Below are 20,920 nucleotides of genomic sequence, written 5' to 3'. Positions count from 1 at the left end.
CGCAGCTACGGAATGGCTGCAACGAGGGGGTGGAAGCAGGCGGTCGCATTGATCAGACAACAACTCATCCCAATCCTTGCGATAACGCATTGCCGTTACGTTAGCGCAGGATTTAGGGACGCTGTCTGCCTAAATCAGAATTTGCCCAATAGGTTGATGAAGAACCCGTCGGACGAGTAGCTCTGATCTGCAAGGTCGGTGGAAAAATCGGAGAAGCTGTAGCCCACGCCGACCTTCGCATTGTTGCCAATGTGGCGATAGATGGCGGCCAGGCCGCCCCAGTTTTCATCCCTTCCGATATCATTGGTGAGCAAGTGTCCTTCGATCAGGAAATCCCATTCCTTCACAAGTCGCCAATCCAGTCGGATCACGCCCAACTGAGTGGTGCTGGACACAAACACGTCGCTTTCGCGGCCGAGCGATACACTACCCTGACGGTAGGCGTACTTCGCCCCTAAGGTCAGCGTCTTGCTGAGGTCATAATTGCCATCAATCGAAATGATATGGCTACGCTGCTTCGGCGAGGCGGTTTCACCTCCGGATGTAACTTGGCCAATCGGGCCAAGATCTTCCAAGAAGGTGTAGCGGGCAAGCAGGTTAAGCCTGTCGTTCAGAACCGGACGATAGGCGAAGCCAATCGTGCCTTCGACAAAATCGGCCAGACGGACGTCGTCCGTTTCGGAATCAGCCAGGGCAAAATTGAGCCGCCCAAGCGCTCGCCAATCCGGGTTTACCTGAACCGACGCGGTGTTACGGACCAGCCAGACGTTCTGCTTGCGATTTTCGCCGTCTTCAAACCGGGCTTCGATGTTGGACGTGACCTGAATTTCGTCATCGGTGTAACCTAGGCCGACTGTCGCCGCTGTGCGCTTGAACAGACCAGTGGTTGCATCGTCGATACGCCCGGTTTCAAACGAACCAGAGAAGGACCAGTGTTCGGTTGGATCCCAATTGAGGCCGAAGCTGCGAACGATGCTAGGCGCTTCGCCGCCGTGTCCGATACGGTTTTCGCCATTGATGCTGAGCGCACTGGAGAAGCGGTGGCGTGTGCCAAGCGTCAAGGTGCCGCGATTGGTCTGAGCCAGGCTGCCAACCGGGCTAAGGCCCAGATCATTGCGGTCGGTGAACAATCCGTATCCAAGATAGGCCTCAGAACCATTGCCATAGCGATGAGCCAGTTCAACATTTGCGCCGACCCCGCCATCGCCGGTGGAAATTTCGGCGCTGAGCGAAGAGCGGTCGCTGATGTCAGCGGTTCCGCCTACCCCAGCGCGGTTGTTGCGTTGGCGTGTCGCATCACGGTCTACGGTTAATTGGCCAAAGCCAAAAATTGACCAGTTCCCGTCGATAGGATCGAAATCAATCTGGAGTGCAACATCGCTGCGTTCGCCCGACTGCGAGCTGTTGTTGACAAGGCCGATAGCCTGATCATCGTGGCGCACGCCTGCGGTCAGCGAAACTTGGCTGCTCAGCTTCTGCGTCAGGTCAGCAGAGGCAACGGTGCGCTCCCCAATTTGATCGGTTTCTAGTCGTTCAAATTTGGCATCAATCTGAGTGGCTTTGCCAAGCGGTGCGTTGATCGCGTAGCCCCAACGAGTGGTGTCTGCCTGAGTAAGCTGCGAATTGGCGCTGAAGCCAGCATCGAACTGCTCATAAAACGCCGACAACTGCCCAAGGTTCTCATTGCTGCCGAACAATTCAGCGAAGTTGACGCCAAGCTCGCCGCGATACGCCTTAGCTTTAATACCAGCGACGCCCGGTGCGGCGAGGTTGGTGAATGTCAGGCCGCCATCGACCGAATTGGCTTGGCCAAATCCGGGCCCGTCCGATTGCGCAAGCTCGCCTTTAAGGTAAGTGCCCGCATGCAGTCGCAGGGTCGCATCTGCACCGAGCAAAGTCTGATCGGCATCGGACGTCGTCTCGCGCTGAATCGTCGCGCCCAGTCGCAACGTATCGCCGAGCCATGCCGCGCCGCGCCCGCCAATTGTGTAGCCATCAAGGTCGCCAACGGTTGGCGAATACTCATAGCGCGCAACCAATACCGGAATGTTGCCTGGCCCAGAACTCTGACGCACCAGACTGCCATCGGCAGCAGTCGAAGACAGCGGACTGAGCAGCACAATACGGCCCTGGAAATAGTCGATGTCGTAGTCTTCCTGCGGACGCAGGTCGCGGCGCGAAAGAAGCAAGCCGGTGTCGCGGTCGCGGATCTCAACGCTCAAGCGTTCCGATCCGATGGAAATGTCACGGCGATTGAGGAAATAGAGCGAGCCGCCTGTTCCGCGAAATTCATCGCGCCCAGCGATTGTACCGGGATCAGACGCAAACGCAGTGAATTGTGCTTTGCTCTCGCCAAAAGAGGTGGTTTCGATGCTCTTGTGATCGACAATCGCACCGAACAATCCGCGGTTGAGTTGGGCCAATTCGGCTTGCTGTATATCAGCAATGAAATTGCCAATCAGCAGGCTCGATTTGTCTTTCTCAACCTTGAGGTAGAAGCGTCCCTGCGTCGGGGCATCCTCCACCAGCGTCGAATCGTCGCCGTAAGTCGTGTAATATTCGTTTGAATCGAGCCGGCGCAGCAATTGGCGCGGGTCTTTTCGATCCAGATTGCTGAAGATGTCTTCGAGCAATGTCTCACCAGTATCCAGTGAGGCGGTAATCGAAATTCCGTTCTTCAGCTTACCCTTCGCGTAAAAGGCCGCACGCGAGGCCAGATTGGTGCCATTGGTCAGCGGATCGCCGCTGACCTCAACCGCGGTGCCGCTGCCATTGTTAGCGACCAGCGTCAGGTCGCCTTGGCCAACGATAAACCAATCGTCCTTCGCACCATCAACGTCGCGCGTCGCGGTGTAATTGACTTTGTCATGCGTTCCGATGGCCACCTTGACCGCGCGAGTGTCGCCGGGGACGATCTGCTGGCTTACGAACCGGCCATCATCTTCGATTGGTGCGTATTGGCCCGCGACACTTACCAATTCATCTGCGGAACCAGCGGTGCCGGTTACAGTAATCGTGACCGACCGCGAGAGGCGGATGTTGCGGATCGCAGCTGTGTCGCGCGTGCCAAACAGCGGCCGGATGGGAGCGACGGCATCCTCAAACGGCTCTTTGAGAACCGTCAGTTCGCCAGGCTGCGTTTCGTCAAAGTTCCCGTCCGCATCATAGACACGGTAGACAAAGTACAGCTCAGCCCCAGCCAATTCCGTGGGCGTCCAGCGAGCAACGCCTTCTGCACTCGCTTTAACGATTGCCAATGGCTCTGCATCGACGCTGGCGCCAGCACGGAAAATCCGCACCTCAGCTCGCGCAATGAACGAGGGGTAATTGGTGTAGCTGACGAAGGTCGCCGGCTGACCATTGACAACGACCCGATCACTGCCCGCCAGAGCCGCTGCCAGAACGGGATCAACATGGGTCTGATCCGTGCGAACTTGCACCGAATATGGGTTGACTGTTTCTGGCTGTTTCTGCGGGTCCAGCGTGATCCGCATGCCTGGATCACTAACAATGACCTTCGACTGGGCTTCAAAGCCGTTTTCCGATTGCGCAGAGGCAGCCGAAGGCACAGCAGCGAGCGCCGCAAACGAAATCCCAGTGAGCATCGCGGTGCGCATGGCGCGGCCAGAATTTGCTGAAAGCATTAGTGCGTTGGAGCGTTTTGTCATGATTTTACTCCTCTCCGCTTGTGGCAATGGGCCGGTTGATGTTCGTCTCAATCGTTGGGGTTGGTCCATCCCAGCCTTCATCAAACACTGACCGAAGGGTTTTGCGGATCGCCGCCATACGGCTGTCTGCAAGCGCCTCTGATTCAGACCCGATTGCGGCGTAACTCACTTGCAGCACAAGGCGCTGAGCCTCGATCTGGGGGAGCTGCGACAAGCGCGCGGCAAATTCATCTCGGAGTTCGGTTGAACCATCGAGGAAAGCACCAGCATCAAGTTCGATATTGACGACCCGTGCGCGCTGAACACCGAAGTTCAATTCGCTAATCTTACCGCGGGTTAGGCGGATCGATTGCGGGTTGTCCGTGGTCGGCCAGTAGCCAGCCGGGATCGTACGTGGATCAAGCTTCAGCACGAAGTTCGAACCGATCTGAGCGTTTGGAACAGCCGCGCAAGTGATGTGATAGCGACCGTATTCATCGGTGGTTATCAGCAGACCATTGACGGTCGCCACACGTGCCCCCGGAATGCCCGGCTCGCCTTCATCCTGATAGCCGTCGCCGTCGAGATCATCGAACACCTTGCCGATAATCTCCGCGCAATCGAAGATCGCACTTGGGACAATCGATACAACCGCTTGAGCCCGATTAGACAGGTCTCGGTCGTCGAGCCCGCTACGAGCAACCGCAGTATTGATCCGATCACCCTCCGTCACACCCGCGCCGATCACAGCGATTATGCTGTAAACCGATGTCTCGTTGCCCGGCAGGGTCTGATCTTCCCAGCGCAGCTCACGATTGAACACCAGCGGCTCGTCTGCGATGTCGTTAACCCGTGCAGATCCTGGCACATATTTGAAGCCTGGAGGCAGGATATCGACCACGTCGACGGATGCCCGCGTTGCGGCTTCTGTGTTGCGCACTGTGATAGTGTACGGAACCAGATCACCGCGGCTGGCGCTGCGTACATTGCTGGTCTTGGTGACAAGCAGGTCGCTGCGTGATGTAAATGGATCGAGCGGGATGTGGTTGTTCACCACATCAGAATCGCCCTGACCAATGAGGAAGCCGAGGTAGTAGGTGGTTGGCTCCCCAACTTGCGGCGCATTGATATTTGGCACAATCGCAGCCGGATTGGTTAGGCCAGCTACATTAAGCAGACCGTCCTCAGCAGCGATGACCGTCGATTCAGGATTCGCGAACCCAGTCGGTGCCGTCACCTCAATGCGGTATTCCGTCCGTCCAACCGGGCACTGAGGCGCGGCCCCAGCGACAATGTCGAAACGGTAATATCCGTCTGGCCCGGTGATCTGGTTGAACTGCGAGGCGTCAACGTAGCAGATCTCTGGCAGCGGCGTGCCGTTGGCATCAACCAAGGTGACAACTGCACCCGGAACTGGATTGCGAGTGATTGCATCATAAACGACACCTGATGGATCAATCGGCAGGTTCTGATCGTCCAGCGCACCATTAATTGGCAGATCAGCGTCCTCGATCGTGCCAAATTCCACGCCCGTTACTGGGTGTAGGAAGCGGATAGTGTATCCAGTCCCGCTAAGCAGGTCTTCAACTGAGTAGAAGCCGTCTGCATCGGTCTGAGTTGTGGCAACAACTTCGCCATTGCGGATTACTTCAACCGTCCAGCTTTCAAGCAGATCTTCGCTGCCTTCAAACGCATCGTTGAGGTTCGCATCAAGGAACACGATCCCGCTGACCGAGCTGACCGGTGGCACCACAGTGAGCGTGATAGTTGCAGTCGTGCAATTAGCCGGGTTCAAGATTTCGCACAGCACGTAGTCGAAGCTGTACGTGCCATCAGCCGTTCCCGGAGCGACGCTGACATTGCCCGTTACTGGATCAAACGTGATGCCCGCTGGCAATGTCTCACCCGGCGCCAAGGCAACAGTGGAATTGCTTGGATCAGCAGGTTGACCGTTCAACGTGTCACCCGTGAAGGCGTTGACCACATTCTCTGCGCCGTCAGCGGCATTGATATCGGTCGCGCTGTCGTCAACCGCGGCAATTTCCGGTGCAACCACTGTGACCGTCGCCGTTGCAGTGGTGCAATTGGTCGGGTTCAGGATTTCACAGATTTCGTAGTCGAAGCTGTAGTCGCCTGCTGGCGTGCCCGGATCAACCGAGACATTGCCAGTGGCAGGATCAAAGGTCAGGCCATCGGGAATGCTCGAACCCTGAGCAATTGTGATTGTGACTGTATCAATCGTCGCTGGGTCACCATTTAGAGTATCTCCGGTGAGCACATTCAGGACATTATCCGCACCGTCTGCACCATTGACGTCGGCGACCGTGTCGTCCGCCGCTTCAATGGGGCCAGCGGTTACCGGAATTGTTACCGTGGTGGTGGAGCAATTGACCGGATTAGTCTGCTCACAGATCGTATATTCAATGACATAGTCGCCCGCCGGTGTGCCGGGTGGAATATCAACCAGTCCTGTCGTCGGATTGAGTACGGGGACCAGGCCGCCGTCGACCGGAGTTGCAGGGGTATCGACCGTGATGGTCACGCCTGATGTGTCCGCCGGTTCCAGCGCCAGCGTGTCATTGCCGAGAACATCGATCACGCCCGCGGCTCCATCTGCGCCATTGGTCGGCTCTGCAGTATCGGGCAGCGCCTCAATTGGGTTTAGATCGATTGTGATCGTTACCGTCGCGGTGGAACAATTGGTCGGATTAATGTTCTCACAAATCGTATAATCGAACGTGTAATCGCCAGCCAAAGTGCCCGGATCAACCGACACGTTGCCCGTTGCAGGGTCGAATGTCAGGCCCGCTGGTACTGTTGAGCCAGTGGCCACCGTGATTGTGACATCGGCCAGTTCAACGGGATCATCGCTTAGGGTATCATCGCTGAGTACATTGAGCACATCAGGTGCGCCAACGGCCCCGTTCACGCCGGTCGCGGTATCATCAACCGCTTGGATCGGCGCAGCGATGACCGTCACTGTTGCGGTTGCGGTTGAACAATTTCCGGGGTTCAGCGCTTCGCAGATGGTATAGTCGAATGCGTAAGTGCCAGCGGGCGTACCCGGATCAACTGAAACATTACCGGTCGCCGGATCGAATGTTAGACCCGCCGGAACGCTAGAACCAGTTGCAACTGTAATGACAACATCGCCCGCTGCAACCGCAGCATTGTTGAGCATATCGTCATCCAGCACATTGAGCACATTGGGCGCGCCAGTATCGCCATTTACATCAACCTCTGTGTCATCGACTGCGAGGATTGGTGCTGCGACCACTGTGATGGTCTCAGTCGCAATTGCGCAATTTTCCGGGTTCAGTATCTCGCAGATTCGATAGTCAAAGCTATACGTCCCCGCTGCCGTTCCGGGCTCTACACTTACATTGCCGGTCGCAGTGTCGAAGGTAATGCCAGTCGGCAGTGTCTCGCCCGGCGCAAGCTGGATGGTGACATTGGCCGTGGTCGCAGGCGCATTGTTCAGCGTATCGCCGACAAGCGCATTCAACACATCGTCTTGGCCAGAGGCGCCGTTTATGCCGCCAATGCTCTCGTCTACTGCTCTAATCGGTGCGGCGATAACAGGAACCGTAATGGTCGCGTCCGCACAATTGCCAGAATTGAGAATTTCACAAATCTCGTAATCGATCGTGTAGGTGCCAGCCGGGGTGCCTGCTGGCACATCGACCAGGCCTGTCGCAGGATTGAGGACCGGGACCGGGCCGCCATTGATAGGCGTCGCCGGGGTCTCAACCGTGATTTCAACCGTGGTTAAAGTCGCCTGGACGTTATTGAGCATATCGCCATCGAGCGCATCGATCACACCAACGGCCCCATCAGCGCCATTTAGTGGCGCAGTGCTATCATCATCAGCTGTAATCGGTCCGCTGACGACCGTCACCGTGGCGGTCGCGGTCGAGCAGTTCATCGAATTCAGGATTTCACAGATGGTGTAATCGAAGCTGTAGGTGTCTGACGGCGTGCCCGGATCGACCGAGACATTGCCAGTAGAGGGATCAAAGGTGAGGCCAGCTGGGACGCTAGAACCAGTCGCAACTGTGATGGTAACATCAGTGCCAGCTACAGGTGCATTGTTCAGCGTGTCATCGGCCAACACATTCAAGACATTGTTCGCGCCAGCCGCGCCGTTAATGCCGCCGGCACTATCATCGACTGCCTGGATCTGGGTCGGATCAACAGTGATCGTCACCGTTGCAGTCGAACAATTCATCGAGTTCAGATTTTCGCAGATCGTGTAGTCGAATGTGTAATCGCCCGCAGGTGTGCCGGGATCGACATCCACTTGTCCGGTTGCTGGGTTGAAGGTGAGCCCGCTTGGAACGCTTGAACCGGTCGCAACAGTGATCGTCACGTCGTTAATATCGACTGACGCGTTGTTGAGCGTATCGTCCGTTAGCACGTTGAGGACGCCGGTTTGTCCGGTCACCCCATTGATACCAGTCTCGGTATCATCGACTGCCTGAATTTGCGTCGGATCAACAGTGATAGTTACCGTCGCAGTCGAGCAGTTCATTGAGTTCAGATTTTCACATATCGTGTAGTCGAATGTGTAGTCGCCCGCAGGTGTCCCAGGATTTACCGAAACGCTGCCTGTGGCCGGGTCGAAAGTGAGCCCGTTTGGCACGCTTGAACCGGTCGCCACAGTGATCGTCACGTCGTTAGGATCGACTGACGCATTGTTGAGCATATCATCGGTCAGAACGTTGAGGACATCAGGTGCCCCGGTCACTCCGTTCACGCCAGTTTCGGTGTCGTTGACAGCGAGGATCTGCGCCGCGTCAACCGTCACAGTGGCTGTGGCAGTTGAGCAATTCATCGAGTTCAGATTTTCGCAGATCGTGTAGTCGAATGTGTAATCGCCCGCAGGTGTGCCGGGATCGACATCAACCTGACCTGTTGCCGGGTTAAAAGTGAGCCCGTTTGGCACGCTCGAACCGGTCGCAACAGTGATCGTCACGTCGTTAATATCGACTGACGCGTTGTTGAGCGTATCATCAGTCAGCACGTTGAGAACATTCGTTTGGCCAGAGATGCCATCAATGCCGGTCTCGGTGTCATCGACTGCCTGAATTTGCGTCGGATCAACGGTAATGGTGACGGTCGCGGTCGAGCAATTCCCGAGATCAGCAGCGTCACAAATGGTGTAGTCGAACGTGTAATCTCCAGCAGGCGTGCCGGGATCAACCGACACATTCCCGCTGGAAGGATCGAACGTCAGTCCGTTTGGAACACTAGATCCGGTAGCCACCGTAATGATGACATCGGTCGTTCCTGCCGCATTGTTATTGAACAGGTCATCCGCCAATACGTTTAAAACATTGGTCTGGCCGGTAACGCCGTTCACACCGGTTTCAGTGTCGTCGGCAGCGAGGATCATGGCATCGGTGTGGTTCTGGAAGATATATCCAGTCGCTGCTGTTTGGGCAGGCAGTACGATCGCGCTGATTGTGTTTTGTGCAGCAGCGTCACCGAAGGCCGCATTGTCGACTGTACCTCCTGCGCTGCCTGCAGTTTCTGCCAGGTCATAAGTCCCAGAAGGCTGGGTCTCGACAATCGTGTATCCACCCGTTCCTGATGGCGGCAGGTTCGCAAAGGTATAGTTGCCATTGGTGTCGGTGGTGGTCATCACACTAACGGGGTTACCGAACGCATCGGTACCGGTCAGCGTGATCGTAACATTGTCTAGCCCTTCACCAGCTTCGATTGTGCCGTTGTCATTATCATCCGCATAGGACGTGCCCGCCACCGAAGATGGGACAATTTGCGTGTTGGCCGAGCCATCATTGTTGGCCGAGTTAGAGTCTTCGCTCAGTGGGCTGCCGAAGGCATCAACGCCTGGCGTGATGGATGCGACGTTGGTTGCATCAGTTGGGGCGAGCGGGCCATTGTAAGGGTCTTGCGCCAGCGCAAAGACGCTGAGGTCGACCGTTTCCGCCGTGCCCGGTGGGAATGTCCCATCTATTTCGCAGATGATGGTGCCTGTGCCTGAACAAGATACAGCGCTAACTGTTGCAGAACTGCCAGCCGGGATTGACGCACTAGGTGCTGGGGCGGCGCTAAAGACGAAGCCAGATGGCAAAGTATCGGTGATGATCACGCTGGTCGCCGAAGACGGACCATTGTTGCGGAAGCGGATCACATATTCGATTGGTTCATTAATGCTGCGCTGAAGCGCCCCATTGCGGACCTTGCTAACTATCTCAAGGTCAGTCGATGGCAGAACTGTGGTGGTCTGACGGGCACGGTTGTTGCCGGTTTGCACATCAGCGCCCGAACCATTCCAAACTGGCTGCTCAGCAGACGTCAGTTCAACCGCATTAGCAAAGGTTACGATATTCGCTGGCGGGGTGCCGCCCATTGCGAAGCTAAGGCGGAAGATGACTTGACTGCCAGCGTCGAGGAAATTGTCTGCCGTATTGGTCGTATCTATCCGGCAAAGCACATTGGCTCCAGAAGGCGAGCAACCAGCATTCGGCGCAGCCTGCAAGGAGAGCCCACCATTGGCAGCGATCGGATTAATGGTGACCGATGAAAGGGTCATGGTCAGGCCAGCTGGCGGCTCTGGAATATCGGTTATCAGAACATCGGTTGCGCGCGATGGCCCGAAGTTTGACGCGCGAATGTCGTAGTTCAGGAGTTCATCAAAGCGGACCGGATCATCGGTAGCCGGGTTCGATTCCACTTTGGTAACGCCAAGATCAAATCCAGGCGCGTCGACGTCATGCGGCAGATCAAAGAAGTTGTTGCCTGCATTTGGATCCGTACCCCCATCGCTATCCAGCGTATCGGTCGTTACCGACGCGCGGTTAACATAGGTGACCGGGAAGCCGCCCAGTCCGGTAGTGCCGAATGGGAATTTCGGTAGGACTTGGATTGTGACCTGGCGGATTTCGTTGCGGATAAACTGACCAAGGGCGCAAGTTACGGTTCCAGTCGCAGTCACAACCGAACACGAACCACTTGGCTTCGTTGTAGTCGGCGTGCCGATGATCTCGAACCGCGTTGGGTCGATAACGTCAGTCAGTACAACATTCTCTGCCTGGTTTGCGCCGTCGTTGCGCACACTGATCAGATAGGTTGCTGGGACACCGACCTGCACCGGATCCGGCGTTACCGACTTCGAATTCACGGTCATGTCCGCGATGGCTTCGATCGTGTAGTCAGCGGTGTTGTTGTTGTTGCTGGTATCGAGCTCGGTCGTGTTGCTCGAGAAAATATTGGCAGAGTTCGTAAATGTGCCGCTGCCAAACGGGCGCTCAACGCGCAGAACAATGGTTTCTGTGTCGCCGGCTGCAAGATCAGTGAAATTCCAGTCCGCCCGGCCATTGTTGGAATTGTAAGTGAGCGAACCTTTGGTCACACTCTCCTGAGTTACATTGGTGACAAAACTGCCGTCGTTCAGGAAGTTTGGAAGGTTATCGCGAACACGAACCGACCGAGCGGTATCGCCAGCAAGGTTGGTTGCGCGCAGACGGATGTAAAACACCTGATCGGTATCGGTAACCGTCAGGTTCTCCACAAACCCACTTGTGGGCGAAAGACTTACGTCTTTCTCAACGGCGAGGTCAGCGGATTCTGTGGTCGCGCGAACCGAACGTGAAATACAATCATTGCCTGTCGGGCTTGCTGCGGCCGATGGCGTGTGCTGAGAACCTGCGGATGTATCCGTGCAGGCGATATTTGTGATGTTGCCGTCCGTTCCCGTTCCAGCCTGGCTAATGATGCGAAGCTCTATGTCTGCACCAACGGCAAGCGTGCCCGTTCCATTCGTCTGACATGTTACCACATTGCTGCTGACCGAGCAGGTGAAAGCGCTCGTTGGACTGCTGACGAACGTCTCATCTGGCCCAAGTGTGTCGGTGATAATCAGCGGGTTGGAGGGTGAATAGCTCGCAATGGATGGCCCCTGATTGCGAACGAAGATACGCGATGTAACGTTCGCTCCCGGCGCGACTGGATTTGGAAATTTGTTTTTTGCCCGCAAGCGTAGATCAGCATTTGGCTCAACAACCTCAAACGGAACCGACACTGTGTTGTTGGTGGCATCCGGATCGGAAAATCCAGCTGGCACGGTGATGTCCGCGATATTGTTGATGGAGCCGCCTGTCGCGGTGGCTGCAGTCACCGGTATGTCGAAGTTTGCTTGACCCGGTGCGTTGAGTGAACCTGCCGTACAGGTCACAGTTTGGCCCGACCGCGAGCAGCCTGCGGGTAGCGCACCGATTGTTAGCGAACCGTCGATCGTGTCCGTAATGGTGGTTCCGGCTGGGATGGTTTGCGGTCCGGAATTGTTGATCGTGAGCCTGATCGTCTCCGTGCTTCCCACGGTGATCGTAGCAGGCATTGTCTTTTCCGCGACGATATCGCTGCCCGGCTCAACATTAGTCACAACCTGGTTCGACGTATTGTTCAAAACATCGGGGTCGAGGACAAGCGGATCCGTAATTTCTACGCTTGCAATGTTGGAAATTGTGCCTGCCGAAGCGGACACAATGTCACCAACTATGGAGATATTCGGGTAGGCCGACCCGACTGCCGGGGCTGCACCGGTATAATCACACGTCAGGACCTGGCCTGAAACGCCGCAATTCCAGCCGGTGCCGCTGGCGCTTTGAAAGTCAAAGTCGCTAGCTGCCGGGAGGTTGTCGACAATGCGCACGGCCGACGTCGTGTCCGGGCCATCATTGGTTACGGTAAGCGTGTAGGTCAGCTCGCCGCCCGCTATGACGCTTGGCGCAGAACCCGACTTCGCAACCGAAAGATCTGCACCGCCGCGGACTGTTGGCGAGATGCTTAGGCTGTCATTGCCAGAATTGCCATCAACCGCTGTCGCTGATGAAATGGTGGCCGTTGTCGGGGTGGCTCCAGCGGTGCTGGCGATCGCATTGTACGTAAATGTTTGCGCATTTGGGAGACCCCCGCCCTGTAGTGGCGGAAGGTTGCAGGTGAGAACTTGGCTACCAACCGCGCCGCTCAAAACACAGAACGCAGGGAAGTTGCCAGGGGCGTTTATCACTTCGAAGTTAGATGCAATGTCGATTGTGACGACCGCATCGTTAACCGTGGGCGGGCTGTTGTTCGCCACAGTTAGTGTGAATGTCGCTTCCGCTGAGGCTGCAATTGGATCGGGCGCGACATCGTATTGCGACACCTGCAGATCCTGTGCCTGCGCAGCAGAAATGCCCGCAAGAGACATAAATACAGCTGCAATCAGCTTGACGTTTAGTCTTAGAAACTTGTCCATGTGCCCGCCCATTGTGAACCGGATTTGCCGGTTACGTATGAGGCGCAGTAGGTAGATTAGTTTAATACAGTCAAAAACTTAGTGGGCATTTCTTGTAAAACTATGTAAACTGGACTTCTGTAAAAATAGGCTCTCGGTAGCAGCGCCGCGCGGCGAACCTCCTAGTTTGATTGAAGAATGTGTCTGGGCGCGATGCGCAATCTCAGTGCTTTCCGGCTCGGTAAGCTTGGGCGCACAAAGCATCTTCCATACGCTTATCGGTTCGACTCTGCCTATCGATCATTAGGCATGACCGTAGTTGGGTCGTGAGCGGAAAGTCGGCTTTCGGCTGCGCAATGAGTGTAAGCGGTCGCAGCGGAATATGCGAACTCAGCGCTGCTCTGACAGATGGATCAACTTGACTGAATTCTGCACACTTGATCATTTTCTATTTTCCGCAGCACATCCGTGCTGCGAAATCCTCGGCCCGTGCGTGCCTGCGGGCGGCCAATCGGCCTTGCGGTCGCTGGCGCGACCGTGCTCCGCGACCAAGCCGGAAGGGTAAGGTCAAGCGCCAAGCAGCTAGACCTTTAGCGAGGAATGGGTCGAGGCCCCAAACTTGGTAAAGGCGACCGCCCGTCGTGCCGAATGCCTTGGAAGCCAAGCCAATAAACAAACTAAGCGTCAGAGCTCTAGACCCTTGGCCGGGAATGGTCCCGCGAGTGACCATTAGGTCGTGTGAGTGAGGATAGCCAAGGCGGCGGATGCCGCCGCCGGCGCTTGAGGCCCAAACATAAAGTCCTGAAACGCAACTCGAAAGTTCTTGTCATGCAAATGTAATGTTGTAACATGCCTCCGGAGCGGCGCCTATGGGCGAGCAAACGCTCAAGGTGACCGCTCCTTGAAGAGAGGAGCCTTGTAATGAGTTACGTCACACAAAACCAAACGGGCCAACCGGTCGCAATACTTGGGGCAATTGGCATTCCCGCCGCCTTCGCTGGCCTGCTGGTCATCGGGCTGGCGGTGAAAGCGGTCATCCCGACAGAACCTGATGATTTCGGTGCTGTCACGATAACGCCCACCCTCCCGCCTCCACCTCCTGAGCCGACTGCAGAACCGGATACCTCGCCCAAAACGAGCCCAACTCCGCCGGACTTCTACGTCCCACCAATCCCAAACCCCATTCCGACCACAGGTCCACTTGTGAGCACCACTGGTGAGCTGCCGCCGGTCGGCGGTGACATCTACCTAGGGCCGATCCCGGGGACGGAGATTGGCAATGGCGTAGGTGAAGTCACCCCTAATATGCCGACTTTCGATCCGATTGCGGCGAAGCCTGCCAATGACGCCTCGCGCTGGGTTACGGACAATGACTATCGCTCGTCTTGGATCCGCCGCGGCTATTCCGGGAAAGCGAGCTTCAGCCTGGAGGTGAGCACCTCTGGCCGGGTCACCAATTGCTCGATCACGCGGTCCACTGGGCACAGCGCGCTCGATAGCGCGACCTGCTCGCTGATCGCCGAACGCGCGCGGTTTGACCCTGCGATGGATGCAAGCGGCGCGCCGACGGCCGGGATCTACACCAGCTCAATCAACTGGCAATTGCCGAATTGAAGCCTGCTCGTTGAGGACCTAGCCCCCCGCGCCCTCCACCCTTCCACCCGGATGATCTCCCATTAGGCTCCGGGTGGAAGGGTGGAGGGCGCGGGGTGGCGAGGGCCGTTCAGCTATCCGGCACCCTCCGCTCCGGCAGCCTCCACCTGATCAATCGGCGAATTGCCGCTCGCATCGGGCAGCGTCCAGATTAGCACGTTGCCAATCGCAATCGCCGCCAGCAGCACCATTAGCGCTGGCTGCTTAATCGCGCCCGTGCGCCGCCACAGGAACACCGCCCCGATGATCAGGGCGAACGCGGCCAGCATTACAATTGAAAGCACAAGGTTCATGTTCGAATTGCCTCTGGTTGTGGTTCGCGGCATAGTGCAATTGTCGCAGAGTTGGAATATTCCACGTCCAACCCCGCATAAACATAATAGGAGGACAAAATGGGTATTTTCAGTTCAATCAAAGGCGCAATCTTCGGCAAGGACGAAGACGAGAAGAAATCACCAGCCGCCGCCGCTGGTGCCGCCGCTGGAGCAGCCGCAGCGGTTGCCGCCGCGGCTAATGCGAAGCCTGCAGGCATCAGCGAAGTTGATGTCACGGCAAAGCTCGACGCGATGGACGGCGCAGACAAGCTCAACTGGCGCACATCGATCGTCGATCTGATGAAACTGATCGGGGTCGACCCCAGCTTTGGCAACCGCAAGGAATTGGCCGGCGAGTTAGGCGATACCGACTATTCCGGCACGGCTGAGGAAAACATCTGGCTGCATAAGAAAACCATGCAGGAGCTCGCGAAAAACGGCGGCACCGTGCCAGCTGAATTTCTCGACTGATTGACCCATTGTTCAGATTGACAGCGGCCTGCCGCGCGGTAACACCGCCTGCATGACCAATTCAAACATGAACATCACGCGCCGTCAGGCCCTTAGCGGGCTTGGCGGCGTTTCTGCATTGGCGCTGCTGCCGGGCTGTGCGAGCGAACGAATCTCCAATATGCCGGTTGCCAGTTTCGATCCAGACGAAATTCTGGATGATATTGCCTATGGGATGCTTCGCCACGAACCTGGGCGTGCTACTGGCCTAGGGGTTGATATTGGCACGTATGCAGATTTGCGCGGCACTTTTGGAATGGTGAGCGAGGACGCACGCGATGCCTACCGATCAACACTTCGAGACTCTCTCGAACTTGCTCGCGGAGCCCTGCTTAACCATGAGCTTACACCAGACCAACGGGTGGGGTTTCAAGTAGTCGAAAGCGCATTTTCTAAATCTCTAGAGGGGATGGCGCTGCCGTACGGCGATGTGGCCGTCGGGAGCTGGCGCAACGCCCCTTATCTGGTGATCCAGAACGTCGGTGCCTACATCGACATGCCGCGCTTTTTCGATGCGACGCAACCACTGCGCGATGCACAGGATGTCGAGTTCTACGTCAAGCGCGTCGACGAAGTAACGTCGGTCCTGTCCGACGAACTTGCGCGAATACAAGATGCTCGCGCGATTGGCGTCGTCCCCCCTGACTTCCTACTTGATAAGACAATTGCCCAGATGGAAGCGAGTATAGCGAGTGCAGACGAGAGTTACGCTGGGCCTCTGGATGCTTCCAACATCGAAGGCAGCGACACTGGTGCAGCGCAGGTCCGTCAGGCGGTTAGAGTAGGAATCGTTCCGCTCTTGGAGGCACAACTCTACGAATTGAGAGAGCAGCGCGAGATCGCAAGTTCCGCCCCCGGCATATGGAGCCAGCCGCAGGGCGAGGAATATTACGCTTGGGCCACCAGCGCCTCAACCACGACCTCGCTCTCGCCCGATGAAATCCACGAGCAGGGGCTGGAAGAACTCGCCGAACTGCAAGGCCAGATGGACCCGATCCTAAAAGAAATCGGCTTCACACAAGGCACCGTGGGCGAGCGCATGCAGGCGCTTAGCCAAGATCCTCGATATAAATTTGCCGAGGGCGATCCGGGCCGCGAGGAAATCTTCGCCTTCATCGATGAGCGGATTGAATGGATCAAAGCGCAAATGCCGCGCGCCTTTAACGAGCTGGTTGATCCCAATATGGAGGTCCGCCGGATCCCCATCAATGAAGAGCCTGGCGCACCCGGCGCCTATGGCGGCGCGGGCAGCAAGGATGGCAGCATCCCAGGCCGGTTCTGGATCAATCTGCGCACCACCGATTTGCACCGCAAATATGACCTTGCCGACCTGACCTATCACGAAGCAATCCCGGGCCACGTATGGGAAGGCGAATATTCCAACCGCCTGCCGCTAATCCGCTCGATCCTCGCGTTCGGCGCATTCAGCGAAGGCTGGGCGCTCTATGGTGAGCAGCTCGCCGATGAACTTGGCGCCTATGACGACTTCAAGGTCGGGCGGCTTGGCTATTTGCAAAGCCTCGCCTTCCGCGCCTGCCGCCTGGTAGTCGACACCGGCCTGCACTCCAAACGCTGGAGCCGAGATCAGGCGCGCCAGTTCTTTGTGGAGCGTAATGGCAGCAAGTTTGAAGAAGTTGTCGGCGAAGTGGACCGCTATTGCAGCTGGCCGGGCCAAGCCTGCAGCTACAAGATCGGGCACAGCGAAATCGTGCGCCAACGCGCGCGGGCAGAGGGTGAGCTGGGCGAGGCCTATGACTTTAAGGCGTTCAACACCGCCGTGATCCTGGGCGGCAATGCGCCGCTCGATGTCGTCGCCAAGAATGTCGACCGCTATATCGCGGGAGCGCGCGGCTAAGGAGGCACCGAATGGGAATTTCCTGGAAAGTGCTGTTGGTTGTGATCGGGGTCTCGACCCTGACCCTGCGCTTTCTGCTGGATAGCCAATTTGGCACCACGACCTTAGTCTACATTCTGGTCCCGTTCGTCATCTCGGTTGCGCTCGCATTCCTCACCAAATCGAGCGAGAGCACCCGATATCGCTACCGCTATCTCAACCATATGCGGATTATGACGATCGTCTTTCTGGCAACCTCGGTGTTGCTGTTTGAAGGCTTCATCTGCGTCCTGATGTTCATGCCGATCTACTATGGCTTTGCAACAATTGGCTTTTTCTTCTCTTGGCTGGCGAGAGAAAAAAGCCTGGATGACAAAGGCAGCAGCGATCTGACCAACACGTTCAAGGTCGCAGCCATTCCCGTACTGGTCCTAATGCTGGTGAGCGAAGGTCTGTTTTCGGCAACCACGGTGCCGCGTCCGGCGACCGCCACTTTGGTCGCGGACACCCCGCTTAGCGTCGCCGAACTGCAAGCGAACATGGCTCAGCCGATCAGTTTTGAAAGCGACCGGCACTGGTTCTTGGATCTGTTCCCCATGCCCGACAGCATTCAGGCGGGCAGCCTGGCGCCGGGCGATAAGCACACGCTCCGTTTCACCTACAAACGCTGGGTGTTCACCAACACCCATCAGGGCGAGATGCATGTTCGCATCGACAAAGTCAGCGCCGATCACGTCCGCACAAAAATCACGCGCAACGACAGCTATCTTGGCAATTACATGGATATCGACGGCACTGATGTCCGCTTCACGCCAACGGCTGATGGCGGCACGCGTGTCGCTCTGACCATTCGCTATGACCGGTTGCTCGACCCGGCGTGGTATTTTGGCCCGATGCAGCAACTCGCCGCCAAGGAAAGCGCGCGCCTGTTCCTATCAGACATCATCCTGAGGCACCCGGTGGAGGAAGTCGCCGATGGGCAGTGATCTGCCAAGCGGCAGCGCCGTGGGCGAAGGCTCCGCCGTCGTCTCGCAGATCTGGAACTGTCTCGACGGTCTAGAAAGCTAAACAAAGCCCCTAGAAACCCAAATAAATGCCGTTATGCTTCAGATACGAGCGCTTCTTAAGTGCTCGGTCGCACTAACGGGGCAATCATGATGGTATTCGCGCGTCTATTCGTATCTCTTTTACTGACATTCGCATTTCTAAGCGCTGCGCCAGCACGCGCGGATTGGCACGAAGCATCAAGCGACCATTTCGTGATTTACGCCGATGACAGCGAGAAAGACATTCGCCGCTATGCGCAAAACCTTGAGCGCTTTCATGCGGCTATGGAATTGCTCACCAGACGTAAGGTAGAAAAACCCAGCCCCTCCAACAGAGTGGTGATCTTCGTCGTTGGAAGCCAACGAGACGTGCGCAAGCTATCAGGCAGAAAGAGCCGCTATGTCGCGGGATTCTATCGCCCAAGAGCAGGAGCAAGCCGAGCATTTGTGCAGGATATCCGCCATAAAAGTGGCTATCCGGACTTCTCGACGATCATTCTGCTTCACGAATACGCGCACCACTTCCTAATCTCACAATCGCGCTTCGGAATGCCGCGCTGGCTCAGTGAAGGTGCGGCCGAGTTTTTCGCGTCAGCATCGTTTCCAAGTAAAGGCGGCATTCAAATTGGGCTTCCAGCACAGCACCGCGCCAATGAACTTTTCAACTCCGCTGATGTCAGCATTTATGAGCTGCTTGACCACGAGCTTTACGAGAGCAATCGCGGCAAGGGCTATGACGCATTCTATGGACGCAGCTGGCTGCTCTACCATTACCTTACCTTCAACGAAGACCGGCAGGGTCAGCTCAGCAAATACCAAGCAGAGGTGCTCTCGGGCCTATCCTCACTAGAGGCGGGCAAAAAGGCCTTTGGTGATTTGGATCAGCTTGAAAAAGAACTGAGATCCTATCTGCGGAAGCGCATGCCCGGCCTTGGCCTCGCACCAGAAAGACTCCCTATCGGCGAAGTCACGCTGCGCAAGCTGCCCAAGGGCGAGGCCGAGATGATGCCAATCCGCATCAGATCGCAGCGCGGCGTCGACGAAGAGACAGCCGCAGAAGTGCTCGTTGATGCGCGAGAAGTTGCGTCGAAATACCCTGGTGATGCTGGCGTCCTCTCAGCTCTTGCAGAGGCAGAGTACGACGCGGGCAATGATGCCGAAGCCATTGCCGCCGCCGATGCAGCCATTGTGATCGATCCAACGCGCACCAATCCCTATGTGCAAAAGGGCTATGCTCTGTTCCGGATGGCGCGCGATGCAGAGGATGAGAAGGCCGCGATTGATCTGGCGATGCAGCCGTTTTCGCAGCTCAACAAAATTGAGAATGATCATCCGCTGCCGCTGATCTACTATTATCGCAGCTATGCTCAGCGCGGTGTAGAACCGCCCGAAAATGCCAAACACGCGCTGGAACGCGCTGCAGAACTCGCGCCATTCGACAAGGGTTTGTGGATGCGGGCCGCGATGATGCAAATGCGGGAAGGCAAGATTGCCATCGCAAAAAGCTCGCTGCAGCCTCTGGCCAGTGATCCGCACGGAGGCAATCAGGCCGAGCGCGCAAAGAACATCATCGCACTGCTCGACAAAACCGAGGAAGGCACAGTGATCACCGGCCGCGATTTGGCGGTAACTGCTCCCGTTGCTCAGGTCAGCGTCCCAGCAGGCCCTGGTGATGATGATAGTGATGGTGGAGCAGACGAGTAGACCTCCTCTGCTCCACCATAAGCCTTAAAGTTAGCGGCTCATCATTCCGGTCACGATTGAGCCGAGGATCCCTCCCAGCGCTCCGCCACCTGATGATCCGCCAGCCGGGGCAGCGCCGCCGCCGGTTGCTTGTTTCGCCATATAGCCAGCAGCGGCCATGGCGAGGATAGGCAGCATCTTTTTCAGAATGCCCTCGTCAATCCCTGTCATCGCGGCGACTTCGCCAGCGACCGAACGGCTCACATCCTTGCTGCCGAAGATGTTGCCAAGGATATCATTGCCTTGATTGACCGGCGTCGCCTGAGTGCCCAGCACCGCATCCAGCAGGCCGCCTCCCAGACCACCGCCGCCACCGGAGCCGCCACCCAAAATAGCGCCAGCCAGTCCGCCTAGTCCTCCCATTGGGTCAGGGGTCGAGGTGCCACCAGTTGCGCTGCGTCCCATCCCGGCGACAATCGCCGGGAGCAAAGCGCCAGCGGCTGTCTTGGCCGTACCCTCATCAATGCCGAGCTCGCGCGCCATCGATGAAATCGCGCCGGTTTGCTGCAAAATTTGGCCTAAACTCATATCCGTCCCCTCGATCAAGCGCCGTGATTATTTCTTACCGAACAGACCCTTGGCCATGCCCATCACGTCATTGATCGGGTTTCCGTCGCCATCCTGATCAAGCATACTTGCAAGATTGCCGAGCATACCTTCGCCCTCGCCTGCATCTTGCATTTTACCAACCAAGTCGCCCAATGCGCCTTCTCCGCCCATTTGCTCCATGATGCCGCTAAGCGCGCCGGCATCCATGCCGGTCTTTTGCGCGGCCAGTTCAACAGTATCGCCGTCTTCGCCATGCGAGGCGCCAAGTGCGGCAACAGCTTTCTCAGCCATAGCAGGATCAATTCCAACCTTTTCAGCGAGGCTCGCAACCGTGTCTGGTGAGCCTGAAACTTGCTGCATAATGCTGTCGAGAATGCTCATAT

10 protein-coding genes are annotated in these 20,920 nt (G+C 56.8%); 5 read left to right on the top strand and 5 right to left on the bottom strand.

Features of this window, described 5'->3' with window-relative positions; all coding sequences use genetic code 11:
- Positions 1–134 precede the first annotated feature (134 nt).
- On the bottom strand, positions 135–3,668 hold the full coding sequence (locus AC0V6V_RS12660; protein WP_486165713.1) for a TonB-dependent receptor: 3,534 nt from the start codon (positions 3,666–3,668) through the stop codon (positions 135–137).
- Between the two features lie 4 nt (positions 3,669–3,672).
- Complete coding sequence (locus AC0V6V_RS12655; RefSeq protein WP_486166358.1) at positions 3,673–12,909, bottom strand: SdrD B-like domain-containing protein; 9,237 nt, start codon at positions 12,907–12,909, stop codon at positions 3,673–3,675.
- Between the two features lie 900 nt (positions 12,910–13,809).
- Here AC0V6V_RS12655 and AC0V6V_RS12650 point away from each other — a divergent pair.
- Positions 13,810–14,502: a TonB family protein gene (locus AC0V6V_RS12650; protein WP_486165711.1), complete on the top strand. Its 693-nt coding sequence runs from the start codon at positions 13,810–13,812 to the stop codon at positions 14,500–14,502.
- Positions 14,503–14,615: 113 nt separating this feature from the next.
- Here AC0V6V_RS12650 and AC0V6V_RS12645 read toward each other — a convergent pair whose 3' ends face one another.
- Positions 14,616–14,834, bottom strand: coding sequence for a hypothetical protein (locus AC0V6V_RS12645; RefSeq protein ID WP_486165710.1), 219 nt, complete (start codon positions 14,832–14,834; stop codon positions 14,616–14,618).
- Between the two features lie 99 nt (positions 14,835–14,933).
- Between AC0V6V_RS12645 and AC0V6V_RS12640 the strand changes: the two genes are divergently transcribed.
- The 4 genes from AC0V6V_RS12640 (at position 14,934) to AC0V6V_RS12625 (ending at position 19,949) form a co-directional block, all read left to right on the top strand.
- The gene (locus AC0V6V_RS12640) at positions 14,934–15,326 is read left to right on the top strand and encodes a DUF3597 domain-containing protein (protein ID WP_486165709.1); all 393 of its coding nucleotides are present in this window, start codon (positions 14,934–14,936) and stop codon (positions 15,324–15,326) included.
- A 52-nt stretch (positions 15,327–15,378) separates the two neighbouring features.
- The gene (locus tag AC0V6V_RS12635) at positions 15,379–17,220 is read left to right on the top strand and encodes a DUF885 domain-containing protein (protein WP_486165708.1); all 1,842 of its coding nucleotides are present in this window, start codon (positions 15,379–15,381) and stop codon (positions 17,218–17,220) included.
- An 11-nt stretch (positions 17,221–17,231) separates the two neighbouring features.
- A complete protein-coding gene (locus AC0V6V_RS12630) occupies positions 17,232–18,185 on the top strand; it encodes a hypothetical protein (RefSeq protein ID WP_486165707.1) in 954 nt (317 codons plus the stop codon).
- A gap of 168 nt (positions 18,186–18,353) precedes the next feature.
- Entirely contained in the window at positions 18,354–19,949 is a 1,596-nt protein-coding gene (locus AC0V6V_RS12625; protein WP_486165706.1) for a DUF1570 domain-containing protein, read from the top strand.
- Positions 19,950–19,979: 30 nt separating this feature from the next.
- On the opposite strand, the gene AC0V6V_RS12620 is transcribed toward AC0V6V_RS12625, so the two are convergent.
- Positions 19,980–20,516, bottom strand: coding sequence for a DUF937 domain-containing protein (locus AC0V6V_RS12620; RefSeq protein WP_486165705.1), 537 nt, complete (start codon positions 20,514–20,516; stop codon positions 19,980–19,982).
- Positions 20,517–20,543: 27 nt separating this feature from the next.
- Positions 20,544–20,918: a hypothetical protein gene (locus AC0V6V_RS12615; protein WP_486165704.1), complete on the bottom strand. Its 375-nt coding sequence runs from the start codon at positions 20,916–20,918 to the stop codon at positions 20,544–20,546.
- Between the last annotated feature and the right edge of the window lie 2 nt (positions 20,919–20,920).

Source organism: Erythrobacter sp. S249 (genome assembly GCF_057364975.1).
This window is presented reverse-complemented; position numbering and strand designations above follow the sequence as displayed.